A 17,163-nucleotide genomic window follows, 5' to 3' on the forward strand; every position below is an offset into this window, starting at 1 on the left:
AGTTGCAAATTGAAATGAGCGTCATATACTGTAAGTCAGATAGACGTTTGTTGGAGGTACAATTATGACTGTTTATCATTTTGTTGGAATAAAAGGGACAGGTATGAGTCCACTGGCCCAAATTCTTCATGATACTGGGTATACTGTCCAAGGATCGGATATCGAAAAACATATCTTTACACAAAAAGCATTAGAAGAACGAAATATTAAAATTCTACCATTTGACCCAGATAATATTCAGCCAGGGATGACGGTCATCGCAGGAAATGCATTCCCTGATACACACCCTGAGATTGAACGTGCCCTTTCTGAAGGGATTCCTGTCATTCGTTACCATAAATTCCTTGGAGAATACATGGATTCATTCACAAACGTTGCGATTACTGGTGCTCATGGCAAAACATCGACAACAGGACTGCTTGCTCATGTCATGCAGGCAGCAAAACCTACTTCGTACTTAATCGGTGATGGATCTGGAATGGGGAAAGAAAACAGTGAGTATTTTGTCTTTGAAGCTTGCGAATACCGAAGACACTTCCTCAGCTATCATCCAGATTATGCGATCATGACCAATATTGATTTTGATCACCCTGATTATTTCTCAGATATTGATGACGTATTTGATGCGTTTCAAAACATGGCGCTTCAAGTGAAAAAAGCGATTATTGCCTGTGGTGATGATGAGCACTTGCCAAAAATTCAAGCGAAGGTACCTGTTGTGTACTACGGTTTCAACGAAGAAAATGATTTCCAAGCTCGCAATGTTGTGAAAAATACGGAAGGCACTACATTTGATGTATTTGTACGCAATACGTTTTATGATACCTTCTACATTCCTGCCTACGGAAATCATAATGTCCTCAACTCGTTAGCTGTTATCGCATTATGTCACTATGAGTCCATTGATGTAGAGCTTATCAAAGGCGCATTAAAGACATTTGGCGGTGTAAAACGACGCTTTAATGAAAAAGTGGTCGGTGAGCAGGTCTTAATTGACGATTATGCACATCACCCAACTGAAATTGAGGTCACGATTGAAGCAGCTCGCCAAAAATATCCGGACCGTGATATTGTAGCTGTCTTCCAGCCGCATACGTTCACACGTACACAGCAATTCTTAAGTGAATTTGCTGACAGTCTAAAGAAAGCCGACTATGTCTACCTTTGTGATATTTTCGGTTCAGCTCGTGAAAACATTGGGAAGCTGAGCATTGAAGATTTAAGAGAAAAAATCCCGCAGGCCCAATTGATTGAGGAAGAAGATACATCTGTGCTGAAAGCGCACGAAGATGCGATTCTGATCTTTATGGGAGCAGGAGACATTCAAAAATATTTGCGTGCTTATGAAAAAGTCGCTGTATAAATGCTTAAAAAAAGTGCCGTTTCACGCGGCACTTTTTTATTTTGAATAAAATGTGACAAAAGAGCTAAATGTGTCAACATGTGCCGCTTTTTTTCGTTCACTGTGGACAGGAATTAGCGAATAAGTGTAGAATTATTATTCAATCGGTCATTCTAGGCGATGTTTGAATGATACAACGAGAGGGTAATGAATTGAATATGCCCGCAGCAAAGGAGGTATCAGATGATTATTATTCTATATCTAAGCGTTGCACTGATCGCAATTGCTTTCCTCATTCTTGTCATCTATTTGTCCAAAACATTAAAATCCTTACAGCTGACATTAAAGAATGTTGCATCAACTTTAGAAGGTCTTGAAGGTCAGATGCAAGGCATCACCACAGAGACAGCGCAGTTGCTACATAAGACGAATCAGCTTGCTGAAGATATTCAAGACAAATCAGCAAAACTCAATACAGTTGTGGATGCGGTGCAGGGAATTGGCGGCTCGATCAACCAATTTAATACAAGCATAAAGCAGGCAGCTGGTGCGGTTTCTTCATCCGTTGAAAGAAATCAAGAAAAAGTGACGGATGTGGTGAGCTGGAGTAACGCAGCACTTGAAATTTATAAAAAATGGAAACAGCGTAAACAACAAAAATAAACCATATTCGCATAGGAGGAATAATCATGAGCAAAGACGGAATCAATAGCAAAGACTTTTTGATCGGAACACTTATTGGTGGAATTGTTGGTGCAACAACAGCATTATTTTTAGCACCGAAGTCAGGGAAAGAGCTTCGCGATGATTTGAACACCCAAGCGAATGCGTTAAAAGAAAAAACAGACCGGCTCACAACGGATGCAAAAGAAAGAGGCACTGAATATGTGACGATTGCGAAAGATAAAACGTCTGAATTGTCTCAGCTTGTAGCAGAGCAGTCAAACCAGATTTTAGACAAAGTGAAAGACATAAAAGAGCGTGCAGCTGGAAAAGCTAATAAAGTGAAAAGTGAAGCTGAAGATGCGGCAGCGGATTTGGCAAGCGAAGCATCTGATGTAGCAGATGAAGCAAAAGTACGAGCACAAGAAGCGAAATCAGAAATTGAAGACGGCATCAAGGATGTCAAAGAAAAAGTAGAACAATCGACTAAAGGCTAACTCTCACTGTCGAAGTGAAGAAGGAGAACATCATGTCAAAACAACTCATTGAAACAGAAGAACAGTTTGATCAACTAACGAATCAAGATGGGACCTTTGTCTTTTTTAAGCACAGTTTGACATGTCCGATCAGCCAAGCGGCTTTTCAAGAGTTTGAAGCATTCGCGTCTGCACATGAAGACGTGCCAGCGTATTTCTTACAAATTCAAAATACGAGAGAGCTTTCATCCTATGTGACGGAAAAGTCTGGAGTAAAGCATGAAAGTCCGCAGGCACTCATCTTTAGCGGTGGAAAAGTAAAATGGCATGCATCTCACTCAAGCATTACAAAAGAAGCGCTTGAACATAATCTGTAAAAGAAAGAAACGTCAGCAGCGGCTGACGTTTTTTTTATAAAAAAAGGTTTACTTGAACGAAAAGTATGCTATAATCTTACATACAATACTTTACCGCTTAAAAGCGTTTGGGTAATAAAGAAAATTTTCGTGACAATTCCGAAATCTTTGTTTATAATAAACCCTATCATGCAAGAATGAAAAAATAAAAAGCGAGAACAGGCAGAGGAAAGGATGACAAAAATGAGCAACAATGAACTAGAAAAATTGAGGCAGCAAGCAGATGAACTAAATCTTCAAATCTTAAAACTGATCAATGAAAGAGGAAACATTGTAAAAGAAATTGGAAAAGCGAAAGAAGCGCAAGGTGTCAACCGTTATGATCCTGTCAGAGAGCGCACAATGCTGAACCAAATTCTTGAAGAAAATGATGGACCATTTGAAAACTCAACGATTCAGCATATTTTCAAAGAGATTTTCAAAGCAGGTCTAGAGCTTCAAGAAGATGACCACAGCAAAGCACTTCTTGTTTCTCGTAAGAAAAAACCAGAAAACACAATCGTGAACATCAATGGGGAAGCGATCGGTGATGGAAAGCAGCGCTTCATCGTTGGACCATGTGCCGTTGAAAGCTACGAGCAAGTTGCAGAAGTAGCTGCAGCAGCGAAACAGCAAGGGTTAAAACTACTTCGTGGAGGCGCATTTAAACCTCGTACAAGTCCATACGATTTCCAAGGACTTGGTGTAGACGGTCTCAAGATTCTAAAGCGTGTAGCGGATGAATACGGTCTTGCTGTCATTAGTGAAATTGTTAATCCTGCTCATATTGAAGAAGCGATTGAGCATATTGATGTCATCCAAATTGGGGCGCGTAACATGCAAAACTTCGAACTGTTAAAAGAAGCAGGTTCCGTGAAGAAACCAGTTCTTTTAAAACGCGGTCTTGCAGCGACCATTTCTGAATTCATCAATGCAGCTGAATACATCATCGCCCAAGGAAATGATCAAATCATCCTTTGCGAGCGCGGTATCCGCACATATGAAACAGCGACAAGAAATACACTAGATATCTCGGCAGTGCCAATCTTGAAACAAGAGACACATTTACCAGTCTTCGTTGATGTGACGCATTCAACTGGACGTAGAGATCTTCTCCTTCCAACAGCAAAAGCAGCTCTTGCGATTGGAGCTGACGGTGTTATGGCAGAAGTACATCCAGATCCATCTGTTGCTCTATCTGATTCAGCGCAGCAAATGGACATTCCACAATTCGAAAAATGGTTAGATGCGCTAAGACCACTTGTCAACATTCACGCGTAATCATAAATAGAAATAGCCGCCGGATGACTGACCGGCGGTTTTTTTTTGGAGAAAATACGATGAAGTTTGGGAATGAAAGGAAGAAAGCACATTGCAAGCTCAAAAAGAGCTTGTTCACAATGTTTTCATTTTTAAAAATCGATAGAATCTGTTAAGATCATTGTCATAGCTGGCGTTCTCGATGGTTTTTTATGAAATATGATTCAAATTACAGGTAACAAGCTGTTTAAAGTTTGTTTAATTTAGTTATAAAAAGAAAGGGAACGTTTTCATATGACAAAAAAACGTGTATAATTTCATAAAAGAATGTCATTTTGATGTAGATTGAAAAATTATGTGTCTCTTTTCATCGTTTTAATGACAAATAGGATATTATTTTCCTCGTATCTGACATGTCTCTATCCAATTGGTGAATGCTATAGATATGAAGTGTATTTGAAGGAGTGATTTATGTGAATAATGTTACAATATATGATGTAGCAAGAGAAGCAAATGTAAGTATGGCAACGGTATCACGCGTAGTAAATGGTAATCCAAACGTAAAACCAACAACAAGAAAAAAGGTGCTTGAAGCGATTGATCGCCTTGGGTATCGTCCGAATGCAGTGGCACGAGGCCTTGCAAGTAAAAAAACAACGACAGTTGGGGTCATCATCCCTGATATTTCTAGTATCTTCTATTCGGAATTAGCACGCGGTATTGAAGATATCGCCACGATGTATAAATACAACATCATTTTGAGCAATTCAGATCAAAATACAGATAAAGAGCTTCATTTGTTAAATACGATGCTCGGTAAACAAGTAGACGGAATTGTCTTTATGGGCGGAAACATCACAGACGTGCATGTGGAAGAATTTAAGCGCTCTCCTGTTCCGATTGTTCTTGCAGCATCTGTTGAAGAGCAGGCTCAAACACCATCTGTCAACATCAACTATGAGCAGGCCATTTATGATTCAGTTCAGCTGTTAGTTGAAAAAGGACATAAACGTATTGCGTTTGTTTCTGGTCCAATGTCAGAACCAATTAATTCCGTGAGAAAACTTGCAGGTTATAAGCGTGCGCTTGAAGAAGCGGGCATCGCGTTTGACGATGCACTCGTTGCTGAGGGCGATTACTCTTACGATTCTGGAATTGAAGCACTTGCTCATCTGCTTGAGCAGTCTGACAAGCCGACAGCTGTTATCGCAGCTACAGATGAAATGGCGCTAGGTGTCATTCATGGAGCACAAGACAGAGGGGTATCCATTCCTGAAGATTTAGAAGTGATTGGCTTCGATAACACAAGACTTTCTCTCATGGTGCGTCCTCAGCTGACAACAGTTGTTCAGCCGACATATGATATTGGTGCTGTTGCCATGAGACTGCTCACAAAGCTGATGAACAAAGAACAAGTGGACGATCAAATTGTTGAGCTTCCGCACAGAATTGAAGAAAGACAATCAACAAAATAAAACAAAAAAGCAGGCTTACCTTATGAGGGAAAGCCTGCTTTTCTTATGCCTTTTTCTTTTCTCTTCTAACAGGCATGAGTGCTTTTTCTACTGTTTGAGCATTTTTTTCTGTGATTTCTGCTTTTCTTGGGATCGGTGGATATAAATCGTCAGGATCTTTCCATGTAGGTGGAAGGGTAACAGGCGATTGCTTATTCCATGCCCGAATCCAGTCCTGAGGCAGCTCATCTGGCGGTGTAATGCCTTTCATCTCAAGCCAAATACGGCTCCAGGCTCTTGGAACGACGCGCCAAATATCATATCCCCCTCCGCCAACAGCGATCCATTTGCCATCACAATATTGATGCGCAAGCTCATGGGCAAGTCTAGGAATTTCCTCATATATTTTCATGGTGGCAGATAAATGAGTTAACGGATCATAGTAGTGTGCATCAGCCCCGTTTTGCGTCAAAATCACATCTGGTTTAAAAAAAGCAGCAATCTCAGTCACTGCTGTTCGGTATGCTTCGAGGAAGGATTCATCTTCCGTAAATGCATCTAGCGGAATATTATAGGCGTAGCCATAGCCTTTATCGTGGCCTCTTTCCTGTACTTGTCCGGTTCCAGGGAACAAGTAGCGTCCCGTTTCATGAATGGAGACTGTACATACCTCTGGGTCGTCATAGAAGCTGAACTGGACACCATCGCCGTGATGAGCATCCGTATCAATATATAAAATTCTAGCGCCATATGTCTTTTGAATATATTGAATCGCCACAGAGCTGTCATTATAAATACAAAAGCCAGATGCACGCCCTTTGAATCCGTGGTGAAGCCCGCCGCCAAGATTGAGTGCATGCTGCGAATGACCGAGCATCACTTGATCAACCGCTGTTAATGTTCCGCCAACAAGGAGAGATGCCGCCTCATGCATGCCTGCGAACATCGGTGTATCCTCAGTGCCAAGACCGTAGCGTTCACCCTCTTCTGTAGACAGCTTTCCTTCACTTGCTCGCTGCACAGCCTGGATATAATCTGCTGTATGGACGAGCTTTAATTCCTCCAGAGTAGCCATACGCGGTGCGACGATTTCATCCTCTGTTAAAGCCTTCATTTTTTGAAGAAGATCATAAGTTAAGTAGACACGAAGCTGATTGAAGGGATGATCTTGGTTAAATTGGTACGTTTGAAAAGATGGTGAAAAAACAAAGGTCGCTTCCTTCATTTGATCGTCTGCTCCATAGGCCAGAGCACCTTATAGCCTTTTGCGCGAATCAGCTTCGTCACATGATCTGCATGAATGGTTTGAAGGCGGAATACGAGCACTTTAGAAGCCTCATTGGCATGAGGGTACACAAGTACACTTAGCAATTGAATATGCTGCTCCTTTAAAATGGACGTAATGTCTGCGAGGCCTTCAGTCATCTGCTCCACTTCAACCTCTAAGTGCGATCCAGGCTGATCTGCACCTGTCAGTCTTACAAACGTACGAAGCAGATCTGTTTTTGTGATAATGCCTACAAGCTTGCCGCGTCTCACCACTGGAAGACAGCCAATTCCGTGCTCAAAAAAGACACTTGATATCTCCTCAACGAAATCAAGCGGGTGAGCAGTGATCGTCTCTAATACCATGATCTCTTCGACTGGCCGCTGAATAAAGAGCTTTCTTTTCTCTGTTTCAAAAATACTTGGACTGGCATTTTTAATATCTCGATCTGTCACCATCCCAATGACAGATCCTTGATCAGATACGATCGGAATATGCCGGATGTGGTGTGCACTCATTTTTTGAATGGCTTCTTCAATCGTATCGGTTTTTCGCAGCGTGATCACATCACGCTCCATAATTTGTTCAATCATCATTGTTTACCAATCCCCTTTGCCAAAAAAACGAATTGAACGTTAATACATAAAGCGCTGATGGAAGCGAAGACGATCGAAACGCTCGATCGAATCAGGACTCACATGTTTTCCAATTCTGGCCATTAAACAATTGGCTGGATGTGAGCTAATCTCTGGCTCGTCTGTTGCAAACCAGACAAGACCGCCTGCGTTCATCATTTTCTCCATCATTTTGCGGTACTCCCAAACGTTTTTCTTTGTCCCCTTTAAATCCCAATGCCAGTAATATTCAGTTGTAATGATGATGTAATTCTCCATTTGCTCATCCATCATGCTCACATCAAGCAAATGCTTGCCAAGTGAGCATCCTCTAAATGGAGGAGCCACCTCAATTGCGCCAAGCTCAATTAAATTCTCCATTTTGCCCTCTGACCAGCGCTCAAGTGGATCAGGATACAAATACGTGACATAGCCTACGACAAGCTCATTCACTCTTGCAATGATAATACGTCCTTCTGGAAGATCTGCTATTTCAACAAGTGCTTGTTTCTGTTCCTCAGGCGTGCGAAATGCCGTTAGTCCTTCATGAAACGTATAGTTCGCAAGCTCTGATGCAGGTACCGGTCCTTCAATCAGGATGGAACCTGTTTCTCGCTCAATGGTTTTTGAATAATAAGTTTTAGGATGCTCCACGTATCCACCGCCCCTAATTCTAGTGAGTCGTCTCTATTCTATCTTAAATCTTGTAAGAATTAAAACGGTTTCATCAGAAGTTTTTTAAAAATTGAGAAAAAAAGTCATCTATACTATAATGGTCATTGTAAACGTATGCAAAGGGGGACTGTTTGATGAAATTGGAAACGCTACCATCAGTAAAAGGGGATTATCATTTAAATGATTATGAGCAGGCATACAAAGATTTTTCATGGGAGGAAGCTAGAAAAAACTTCTCCTGGTATGAAACAGGAAAAATAAATGCAGCCTATGAAGCGATTGACAGACATGCGGACTCGTTTCGTCAGAACAAGGTGGCGCTTCACTACAAAGATTCAGAGCGGGATGAAAAGTATACGTTCAGGGATATGAAAATCAACACAAACAAAGCGGGAAATCTATTCAAAGAAAAGGCACATGTGGAAAAAGGGGATCGCGTGTTTATCTTTATGCCAAGATCACCTGAGCTCTATTTTCTTTTGCTAGGTGCAGTGAAAATTGGGGCGATCATTGGCCCGTTATTTGAGGCATTTATGGAAGGTGCCGTCAAAGACCGTTTAGAAAATAGTGAAGCAAAGGTGATCGTTACAACACCTGATCTACTTGAACGAATTCCATTTGCAGAGCTTCCAAAGCTTGAATCTGTCATCATTGTCGGCGGTGAAAATGAAGACGTCGATGGCGTTCGGACAATTCACTATGAAGAGGCGTTTGAGGAGGCAGCAAAGGAGCTTGAAATTGAATGGATGGATGAAAAAGACGGCTTCCTGCTTCATTACACATCAGGATCTACCGGTACGCCGAAGGGTGTGCTTCATGTCCATGGTGCAATGGTGCAGCAAGGTCAGACTGGTAAATGGGTGCTTGACTTGAAAGAAGATGACGTTTACTGGTGTACAGCTGATCCAGGCTGGGTTACAGGCACAGTGTACGGTATTTTTTCACCGTGGTTTAATGGGGCGACGAATGTGATTTTAGGCGGCCGGTTTAATCCTGATACGTGGTATGAAACCATTGAATCACTCGGTGTAACCGTTTGGTACAGTGCCCCGACAGCCTTTAGAATGCTCATGGGGGCAGGGGATGACCTCATTCAAAAATATGACCTCAGCTCGCTCCGTCATGTCTTAAGTGTGGGAGAGCCTCTTAATCCAGAAGTCATCCGCTGGGGAGATGCTGTTTTTGGCAAACGAATTCACGACACTTGGTGGATGACAGAAACGGGTGCACAGCTGATTTGTAATTATCCATGCATGGACATCAAGCCAGGCTCGATGGGAAAACCAATTCCAGGGGTAGAAGCGGCGATTGTGGATAATGCAGGAAATGAACTTCCGCCATACCGGATGGGCAACCTTGCGATTAAAAAAGGCTGGCCTTCTATGATGCATACGATCTGGAACAATCCTGAAAAATATGAATCTTACTTTATGCCGGGAGATTGGTATGTTTCAGGAGATTCAGCTTATATGGACGAAGACGGATACTTTTGGTTCCAGGGACGTGTCGATGATGTCATCATGACGTCAGGAGAGCGGGTCGGTCCATTTGAGGTGGAAAGTAAACTGGTCGAACATCCAGCCATTGCGGAGGCTGGTGTCATTGGAAAGCCAGATCCGGTCCGTGGCGAAATTATTAAAGCATTTATTGCGCTCAGAAGCGGATATGAGCCGACAGATGAGCTGAAAGAAGAGATTCGTACGTTTGTGAAAAAAGGACTCGCAGCACATGCGGCACCGAGAGAAATTGAGTTTAAAGACAAACTGCCAAAAACGAGAAGCGGAAAAATTATGAGACGTGTGCTAAAGGCGTGGGAGCTGAATTTACCTGCTGGTGACCTTTCGACAATGGAAGATTAATTTTTTCATCAGTTGACTTGATATCAAAAGTGTGTTAAAAATGACATTAGTTGAATATGAAAAGGTTTTGACTGAGATTCAGTAGAATGATCTTTCCCTGTTTAAGAGAGCTGACGGCTGGTGCAAGTCAGTACAAAGAGATATTCGAATTACCCTCACGAACCGCTTTTACGAAAAGGAGCATGCCCTGATTAGTGAAAGAACGGATCTGTCCGTTATCAGTGTAAGTGAAAAGACAAGATTTTTTGTCTTTTAAGCAGGGTGGTACCGCGATATATATCGTCCCTTCGTTCATTCGAAGGGGCGTTTTTTATGTTTCATTTTAAACAAAGGAGATTTGGAAATGAGTCAATTGATGGAAGAGCTATCGTTCAGAGGATTAATTCAGCAGCAAACAGATGAAGAAGGTTTAACAAAATTATTAGCAGAAGAGAAAATCAAGCTATACTCCGGCTTTGATCCGACAGCTGACAGCTTACACATTGGTCATCTATTGCCAATTTTAACATTACGCAGATTCCAAGAAGCAGGTCATCACCCGATTGCTCTTGTTGGCGGTGCGACTGGACTCATTGGCGACCCTAGCTTCAAAAAAGCAGAACGTTCACTCAACCCAGCAGAAATCGTCGAACAGTGGTCAGAAAAAATCAAAGGACAGCTGTCTCAATTTCTTGATTTTGAAGCAGGCGAGAATCCAGCCGTCATCGTGAATAACTACGACTGGATCAGCCAAATGAATGTCATCACGTTCCTTCGTGATATTGGAAAGAACTTCGGTGTAAACTTTATGCTGGCAAAAGATATCGTGAGCTCACGTATCGAAACAGGGATTTCTTACACAGAGTTCAGCTATGTCATCCTGCAGTCTTTAGACTTCTTAAACCTTTACAGAAATGAAAATTGTAAGCTGCAAATCGGCGGAAGTGACCAGTGGGGAAATATCACATCTGGACTTGAGCTGATCCGTAAGTCTGAAGCAGAAGGGGCAAAAGCATTCGGTCTGACGATGCCGCTTGTCACAAAAGCAGACGGCACAAAGTTTGGTAAAACAGAAGGCGGTGCTATCTGGTTAGATAAAGAAAAAACGTCTCCTTATGAGTTCTACCAATTCTGGATCAACACAGATGACCGTGATGTCGTGAAATACTTAAAATACTTTACGTTTTTATCAAAAGAAGAGATCGCATCGTACGAAGAAAAAGTGCAAACAGCACCTGAAAAGCGTGAAGCGCAGCGCCGTCTAGCAGAGGAAGTGACAACACTTGTACATGGCCGTGAATCACTAGAACAGGCAGTCAACATCTCAAATGCACTATTTAAAGGCGAGATCAAATCTCTTACAGCTGAAGAAGTGAAAGTAGGCTTTAAGGATGTTCCATCAATGGAGAAAAGCAGCACAGAAGAATTAACACTAGTTGATATCCTTGTGGAATCAAAGCTGTCTCCATCAAAGCGTCAAGCACGTGAAGATATCACAAATGGTGCTGTCTCCATCAACGGAGAGAGACAAACAGATAAAGACTACGTTCTCTCAGCTGACGACCGAATTGAAAACCAATTTACCGTTTTAAGAAGAGGGAAAAAGAAATACTTCCTCGTGACATATAAATAAATCTTTATGAAACAGTAAACATCATGGAAAAGCACCTCAAATGTTCGTGTACATTGAGGTGCTTTTCTTTTTTATGTAGAAGTAGCTCATTCGTCAGCTTCTTGTTTAAGGAGTGAATCTTTGTTTGTATAAGCATGTTCTACCTTACAAATTCGGGTAGTATAGGATTCATACCAGTCCTTTTCCCCCTTTTTTTGAACACGCTGATGTGCTGTATCTGCTTTCCATTCTTTGATGGCTGCTAATGAATCCCAGTAAGAGACAGTGATCCCAACACCATGTTCATCTCGTACACTTTCTATTCCAAGAAACCCATCTAGATCTTTCGCTAATTCTTCCATTTTTTGAGCAGCAGCAGCGTATTCTTTCTGCTCAACATTTGTTCGTTTTGATGTGAAAATCACGGCATAGTAGGGTGGAGCAGGGGTTTGAGTAAATAGCACCTAGTAGAACCTCCTTTATCTATTGATATTATATATGAAAGAAAGAAGGTCTCGTAGTCTTTTTGTTTTAATTTAAAAAAGTCCAAGGTGCTTTTTGATTATTTATATTTCTGTAAAATCATCTCATAAACATTACCTTGTTCACTTTTCTGACATATTTTTCTTATATAAAATAGAGGGGAATAAGATGAATAAGGGGGAATGAAAGTGATTCTATTTAAGAAAAGAAGTTTGCAAATTCTCGTTGCAATTGCATTGGTGATTGGTTCAATGGCTTTTATCCAGCCGAAAGAGGTGAAGGCGGCTGAGCATAATCCGGTTGTGATGGTACATGGTATTGGTGGTGCCTCTTATAACTTTGCTTCGATTAAAAGTTACTTGGTTGGACAAGGCTGGGATCGAAACCAATTATATGCTATCGATTTCATAGACAAAACAGGAAATAACCGCAACAATGGTCCGCGTCTATCCAGATTCGTCAAAGATGTGTTAGACAAAACAGGTGCCAAAAAAGTAGATATTGTGGCTCATAGTATGGGCGGAGCGAACACATTATACTATATTAAGAATCTAGATGGCGGAGATAAAATTGAAAACGTTGTCACGATTGGTGGAGCAAACGGACTCGTTTCAAGCAGAGCATTACCAGGCACAGATCCAACTCAAAAAATTCTTTACACATCCGTTTATAGTTCAGCCGATCTCATCGTCGTCAACAGCCTCTCTCGTTTAATTGGTGCAAAAAACGTCCTGATTCACGGCGTTGGCCATATCGGTCTATTAACCTCAAGCCAAGTGAAAGGCTATATTAAAGAAGGACTGAACGGCGGAGGACAGAATACGAATTAAAAAACGAAAAAGACAGCGGCATATGCTGTCTTTTTTTTGTTATCGGTGAGAAAAGATTGTTTTTTATATTTAATATGAATCTAGAGAGAGATTAAAGTCCCGTTTTGTAATAACAATATCATTATAATAGTAGTTGTTTTGACTATTGATTAATAACTAGTAGGTTTAAAAAATAATATGTACGAGGTGCTCTATACTTGCTGATTGGTTTAATTTTAGTATGAGCATATAAATATGAAAATAATACAATATAGAATAAAACTTTTATCTCAATAAATGAATGGAAAAGGATGTTATAGTATGTAGATGTTAAGGGGGAAGCGAATGTTTCATCGAAGAAGTTCGCTCTTTAGATTACATATGAAAGTTTAAATATTGCATTTCAAGGGGGATATAATGAGGAACAAATTATTCTTTAAAAAAACAACTTTTATTATGATAGCATTATTTTTGGGCTTTTCCGTTATTGCTTCACCAATCGCAGCTGCCAAAACAAACTCTAATGAAGCAAGTGTGAATTTACTGGCTAAAGATTTAAAATTTTTAATGGAGACAGCTAGTATATATGATCAAAATAATCAGTTGGTTGGCTTTAATTTTGAAAAATTAAGAGAGAGATTTGGAGATACAAAAGAATTTACAATTTTAGAAAATGAAATAAAACAAAGTGGAATACAATTAGAAAAGTCTTTAGATTTAAAAACTCAGGATGCTAAAGGAACTTGGGGCGATTGTATGATTGATTCATTAAAGGATCATTTTGGGGTGGCAATGATAGAAGTGGCTTTAACTGGTGGTCTTTGGAGCTATCTTGAAAAGAAGGCTTATAAAGAAGCTGCTAAGCTTTTATTGAAGATTGGCATTGGGGGAAATGTTATCGGTTTAGTAGCCTTCCTTACTTGGTATTCAGCTAAATGCATGGAGGGAAGAGGCCCATGGGCATAATTAACCGACTTAATATAATAGGAGGAAGATAATGATGCAAAGACTAAAGTTATATTTCTTGGGTTATTTCCTTTATTTCCCTTTATCTTTTTTCATCATCTATTTCATATGGATGTTTATGATCAAATCAGATAAACTATTTGATGTTTTTTCTAACAGTACATCAATCATTGGAATATATTATATAATTGTCAGTGTGTTTTTTGTTTTTTTACTTCAGTCCAAATTTAAAGATGCTAATAGAATAAATTAAATTCATTGAAAAAGAAGCTGGTAAGTCTGCAGATGACTTCTAGGTTCTTTTTTCAATTTAATAAAAACATGTACAAAACGTTCACCATTCCTTACACTACATGTAGTGTATGTGAATATTCGGAGGTGGGCATTTGTGAAAACGAATCAAAAGGCTTTCATCATTGTAGATGTACAAAAAGCGTTTGAGCATGAAAAATGGGGAGAACGCAATAACCTAGAGGCAGAGGGAAATATTAGCCGGCTATTGACGTTTTGGAGAGAGAAAGGCTGGAAAGTGATTCATATTCAGCATACATCCGACAATCCGGACTCTGTATTTCATCCAGCAAATGAAGGGCACCTTTTCAAAGATATGGCTAAACCGCTAGAGGAAGAAACAGTGATACAAAAGAAAGTCAACAGCAGCTTTATTGGCACTAACTTAGAGGAACAACTAAGATCAAACCAGATTGACACGGTCGTCATCGCAGGATTAACAACCCCTCATTGCGTATCAACGACCACAAGAATGAGCGGAAATCTTGGCTTTGATACGTACTTGATCTCAGATGCAACAGCCGCCTTTGGATTAACAGATCAAAATGGTACATATTTTGACCCAGAAACGATCCACCGGCTCTCACTTGCAACCCTGCATGATGAATTTGCGACTGTCCTGACAACAGAGCAGCTCATCGCAAAATGGACAAGTCCAGAATGAACGTTTGAAAGCTCCTAGAAAGAGATTTAGGAGCTTTTATCATGCTAATGATATGTGTCCAGTGATTGTTTTCGTTGTTTCTTACGTGAGTAAAAGAGATCAATCTCAATAAATAAAAAACTGACAAAGAATGATAAAATTAATACACCGGAATCCCCTATCGATACATTCATTAAATTTAAGTAAAGGACATACTTGATGGAGAGATGTAAAACGATCCAAGAACTTGCCCATTCCAAAACATAAGTGAGCCATACAGGAAGTTTAAGGAGATAAGATAGTCCTTTTCCTATGAATAGAAGGATAGGTGACCAAAAAACAACGATAACACTCACGAACAAAGAGAAAGAGATTAAAGAAAAAAATGAATCATATGTGATGGTTTCTCCAAAAAGATAATTCACGCCTAAAACGGTGATGTATAGCAATACACTAGGAATCGCGATCACAAAGCAGATAGAAAAAAAGAGCAGGAAGATAAACAGACTTGCAGCAAATCTATTTGGCGGTTCATCTATGATTTGTTTTTTTCTTAAAAGAGAATAGGCGATCACTGATAAGATTAAAAGTAAGAATAGAATGATTGTGATACTAAACATGGAACTCCTCCATTACTATAGAAGACCATACGACTGATATGTCATCCATCATTATTGTACCAATAGAAAAAAGGCAATTCAATGAATTGTTTCCTATATTTGTATATAAAAATGAGACAGGTTTGATTGAAGTAAGAATAGAGGGGACGGTCGAGGAAAAGAGGTGATTGGAAATGGGAGGTTTCTTCCAATGATCTTATGTTTGACCCGAAACAAAAAACCCTAGAAAACCTTGAACAATCAAGGGATCTAGGATTTGTTTGCTCTCTCTTAGAGAAGTAATGAAATTAACGAGAGTAGAACTCAACGATTAGTTGTTCGCTGATTTCAGGAGCTAATTCAGAACGCTCTGGAAGACGAGTGAAAGTTCCTTCAAGCTTTTCAGCATCGAAAGAAAGGTATTCAGGAACGAAGTTGTTTACTTCAACTGATTCTTTCACTACTGCAAGGTTTTGAGATTTCTCACGAAGAGCAATCGTTTGACCTGGTTTCACAGAGAAAGATGGGATGTCTACACGGCTTCCATCAACAAGGATGTGACCATGGTTTACTAGCTGACGAGCTTGGCGGCGAGTACGAGCAAGGCCAAGACGGTATACTAGGTTGTCAAGGCGAGTTTCAAGAAGGATCATGAAGTTTTCACCTTGTTTACCAGGAAGTTTAGCAGCTTTGTCATATAGTGTACGGAATTGACGTTCGTTGACACCGTACATGTGACGAAGCTTTTGCTTCTCTTGTAATTGTAAACCGTATTCAGAAAGTTTTTTGCGTTGTCCTGGACCATGTGGGCCTGGAGCGTAAGGGCGTTTTTCAAGTTCCTTACCTGTTCCGCTTAATGAAATGCCTAAACGGCGGGAAATCTTCCAACTTGGACCTGTATAGCGAGCCATAATGTGACTCCTCCTTATTGTTTTTATTTGTGAAAAATAAAAACCGTCTGTTCTTCCTCTTTTTCGTCATTATGTTTTCATGCATCCTCGCTCCAGCAGCAGGGAGTTACAAGATGCACCTTCATATAGAAGGAACAAAATGATACAAAAAAGCCGAACAAAAAGGCTGCCATATTTCACACAAACTCTATTATATGACTCTGGGTATGAGAAGTCAACCTATTTAGAGGCAAAGGAGACGTTCTCCATATTATAAAGAAACATAAAAAAGCAGACAATGTGCCTGCTTTTACTGCATGATTACGCATCCGTAGAGACGGATAACGCCTGTTGGAGAATGTCTGTAAATTGAATAAGGTACGTCTCATCTATTTCACTGAAGCGGTCTTTCACAGGACTGTCAATATCGAGCACCCCAATGATCTGTCCATTGACCTTGAGCGGAATGACTATTTCAGATTGCGATGCGGCGTCACAGGCAATATGTCCAGGGAATGCATGGACATCAGCGATACGCTGCACTTCACCTGTCGCAAACGCTGTACCGCAAACGCCTTTTCCAGAAGGGATGCGCACACATGCAGGCAGTCCGTTAAATGGTCCAAGCACAAGCTCGCCGTCCTTTGCTAAATAAAACCCTGCCCAATTGACTTCAGGAAGTGAGTGATAGAGCAGCGCAGCTGCATTTGCCAAGTTGGCGATCAAATCAGGTTCACCATCTGTAATGGCTTCTACCTGTTTGACAAGCAATTGATAGTCTTTTGAAGGATCGCCAGACTGTTTTTCGACATGAAACATGAAAATCTCCTACTTTCTATCTTAAAAATACATAACTTGCGTCTCGCATGTGGGATTTGTCGAGCAA

At 40.5% G+C, this 17,163-nt stretch carries 18 protein-coding genes and 1 other annotated feature; of the genes, 11 read left to right on the top strand and 7 right to left on the bottom strand.

Annotation, left to right across the window (positions count from 1 at the left end; all coding sequences use genetic code 11):
• The first annotated feature begins 64 nt into the window (after window positions 1–64).
• The 6 genes from murC (at window position 65) to ccpA (ending at window position 5,611) form a co-directional block, all read left to right on the top strand.
• The gene (murC, locus tag V6Z54_RS12760) at window positions 65–1,363 is read left to right on the top strand and encodes a UDP-N-acetylmuramate--L-alanine ligase (RefSeq protein WP_039180691.1); all 1,299 of its coding nucleotides are present in this window, start codon (window positions 65–67) and stop codon (window positions 1,361–1,363) included.
• A gap of 222 nt (window positions 1,364–1,585) precedes the next feature.
• Window positions 1,586–2,005 carry a DUF948 domain-containing protein gene (locus tag V6Z54_RS12765; protein ID WP_041086664.1) on the top strand — a complete coding sequence of 140 codons (420 nt, stop codon included), beginning with the start codon at window positions 1,586–1,588 and terminating at the stop codon, window positions 2,003–2,005.
• 26 nt (window positions 2,006–2,031) lie between these two features.
• A complete protein-coding gene (locus V6Z54_RS12770) occupies window positions 2,032–2,502 on the top strand; it encodes a YtxH domain-containing protein (protein WP_024426178.1) in 471 nt (156 codons plus the stop codon).
• 32 nt (window positions 2,503–2,534) lie between these two features.
• On the top strand, window positions 2,535–2,858 hold the full coding sequence (gene ytxJ / locus V6Z54_RS12775) for a bacillithiol system redox-active protein YtxJ (protein ID WP_024426177.1): 324 nt from the start codon (window positions 2,535–2,537) through the stop codon (window positions 2,856–2,858).
• A 222-nt stretch (window positions 2,859–3,080) separates the two neighbouring features.
• Complete coding sequence (locus tag V6Z54_RS12780; RefSeq protein WP_034279528.1) at window positions 3,081–4,157, top strand: bifunctional 3-deoxy-7-phosphoheptulonate synthase/chorismate mutase; 1,077 nt, start codon at window positions 3,081–3,083, stop codon at window positions 4,155–4,157.
• A 452-nt stretch (window positions 4,158–4,609) separates the two neighbouring features.
• Entirely contained in the window at window positions 4,610–5,611 is a 1,002-nt protein-coding gene (ccpA, locus tag V6Z54_RS12785) for a catabolite control protein A (RefSeq protein WP_024424851.1), read from the top strand.
• Window positions 5,612–5,654: 43 nt separating this feature from the next.
• Here ccpA and V6Z54_RS12790 read toward each other — a convergent pair whose 3' ends face one another.
• From V6Z54_RS12790 to V6Z54_RS12800, 3 genes are read right to left on the bottom strand one after another with little or no spacing between them, the layout of a single operon-like run.
• Window positions 5,655–6,815 (bottom strand): acetoin utilization protein AcuC, encoded by a 1,161-nt coding sequence (locus tag V6Z54_RS12790; protein ID WP_041086662.1) that lies wholly within the window; start codon window positions 6,813–6,815, stop codon window positions 5,655–5,657.
• Entirely contained in the window at window positions 6,812–7,453 is a 642-nt protein-coding gene (locus V6Z54_RS12795) for a CBS and ACT domain-containing protein (protein WP_041086661.1), read from the bottom strand. The genes V6Z54_RS12790 and V6Z54_RS12795 overlap by 4 nt, the downstream gene beginning before the upstream one ends.
• A 39-nt stretch (window positions 7,454–7,492) precedes the next feature.
• Window positions 7,493–8,125, bottom strand: a complete 633-nt coding sequence (locus V6Z54_RS12800) for a GNAT family N-acetyltransferase (RefSeq protein ID WP_269103170.1) — start codon at window positions 8,123–8,125, stop codon at window positions 7,493–7,495.
• 155 nt (window positions 8,126–8,280) lie between these two features.
• On the opposite strand from V6Z54_RS12800, the gene acsA reads away from it, so the two are divergent.
• Together acsA and tyrS are read left to right on the top strand one after the other, a co-directional pair.
• Complete coding sequence (acsA, locus tag V6Z54_RS12805) at window positions 8,281–10,005, top strand: acetate--CoA ligase (protein ID WP_268464427.1); 1,725 nt, start codon at window positions 8,281–8,283, stop codon at window positions 10,003–10,005.
• Window positions 10,006–10,063: 58 nt separating this feature from the next.
• Window positions 10,064–10,295: a binding site (T-box leader), on the top strand.
• 53 nt (window positions 10,296–10,348) lie between these two features.
• A complete protein-coding gene (tyrS, locus tag V6Z54_RS12810; RefSeq protein WP_024424846.1) occupies window positions 10,349–11,617 on the top strand; it encodes a tyrosine--tRNA ligase in 1,269 nt (422 codons plus the stop codon).
• An 86-nt stretch (window positions 11,618–11,703) separates the two neighbouring features.
• Here the strand turns inward: tyrS and V6Z54_RS12815 are convergent, their stop codons facing one another.
• A complete protein-coding gene (locus V6Z54_RS12815) occupies window positions 11,704–12,060 on the bottom strand; it encodes an antibiotic biosynthesis monooxygenase (RefSeq protein WP_041086658.1) in 357 nt (118 codons plus the stop codon).
• A gap of 201 nt (window positions 12,061–12,261) precedes the next feature.
• Here V6Z54_RS12815 and V6Z54_RS12820 point away from each other — a divergent pair, with 201 nt between their 5' ends.
• The 3 genes from V6Z54_RS12820 (at window position 12,262) to V6Z54_RS12830 (ending at window position 14,809) form a co-directional block, all read left to right on the top strand.
• Window positions 12,262–12,909 carry a triacylglycerol lipase gene (locus V6Z54_RS12820; RefSeq protein WP_338527386.1) on the top strand — a complete coding sequence of 216 codons (648 nt, stop codon included), beginning with the start codon at window positions 12,262–12,264 and terminating at the stop codon, window positions 12,907–12,909.
• Window positions 12,910–13,305: 396 nt separating this feature from the next.
• Entirely contained in the window at window positions 13,306–13,854 is a 549-nt protein-coding gene (locus V6Z54_RS12825; RefSeq protein WP_338527387.1) for a hypothetical protein, read from the top strand.
• 388 nt (window positions 13,855–14,242) lie between these two features.
• Complete coding sequence (locus V6Z54_RS12830) at window positions 14,243–14,809, top strand: cysteine hydrolase family protein (protein ID WP_338527388.1); 567 nt, start codon at window positions 14,243–14,245, stop codon at window positions 14,807–14,809.
• Between the two features lie 44 nt (window positions 14,810–14,853).
• Here V6Z54_RS12830 and V6Z54_RS12835 read toward each other — a convergent pair whose 3' ends face one another.
• The 3 genes from V6Z54_RS12835 to V6Z54_RS12845 all read right to left on the bottom strand — a co-directional run bounded on the left by V6Z54_RS12835 (window position 14,854) and on the right by V6Z54_RS12845 (window position 17,096).
• On the bottom strand, window positions 14,854–15,408 hold the full coding sequence (locus V6Z54_RS12835) for a hypothetical protein (protein WP_041086653.1): 555 nt from the start codon (window positions 15,406–15,408) through the stop codon (window positions 14,854–14,856).
• 287 nt (window positions 15,409–15,695) lie between these two features.
• A complete protein-coding gene (gene rpsD, locus V6Z54_RS12840) occupies window positions 15,696–16,298 on the bottom strand; it encodes a 30S ribosomal protein S4 (protein WP_024424838.1) in 603 nt (200 codons plus the stop codon).
• Window positions 16,299–16,598: 300 nt separating this feature from the next.
• Entirely contained in the window at window positions 16,599–17,096 is a 498-nt protein-coding gene (locus V6Z54_RS12845) for a GAF domain-containing protein (protein ID WP_338527389.1), read from the bottom strand.
• Window positions 17,097–17,163 lie beyond the last annotated feature (67 nt).

The sequence above is a fragment of the Bacillus sp. MAG717A genome (genome assembly GCF_036884855.1).
GTDB classification, from domain to species: domain Bacteria; phylum Bacillota; class Bacilli; order Bacillales; family Bacillaceae; genus Bacillus; species Bacillus safensis.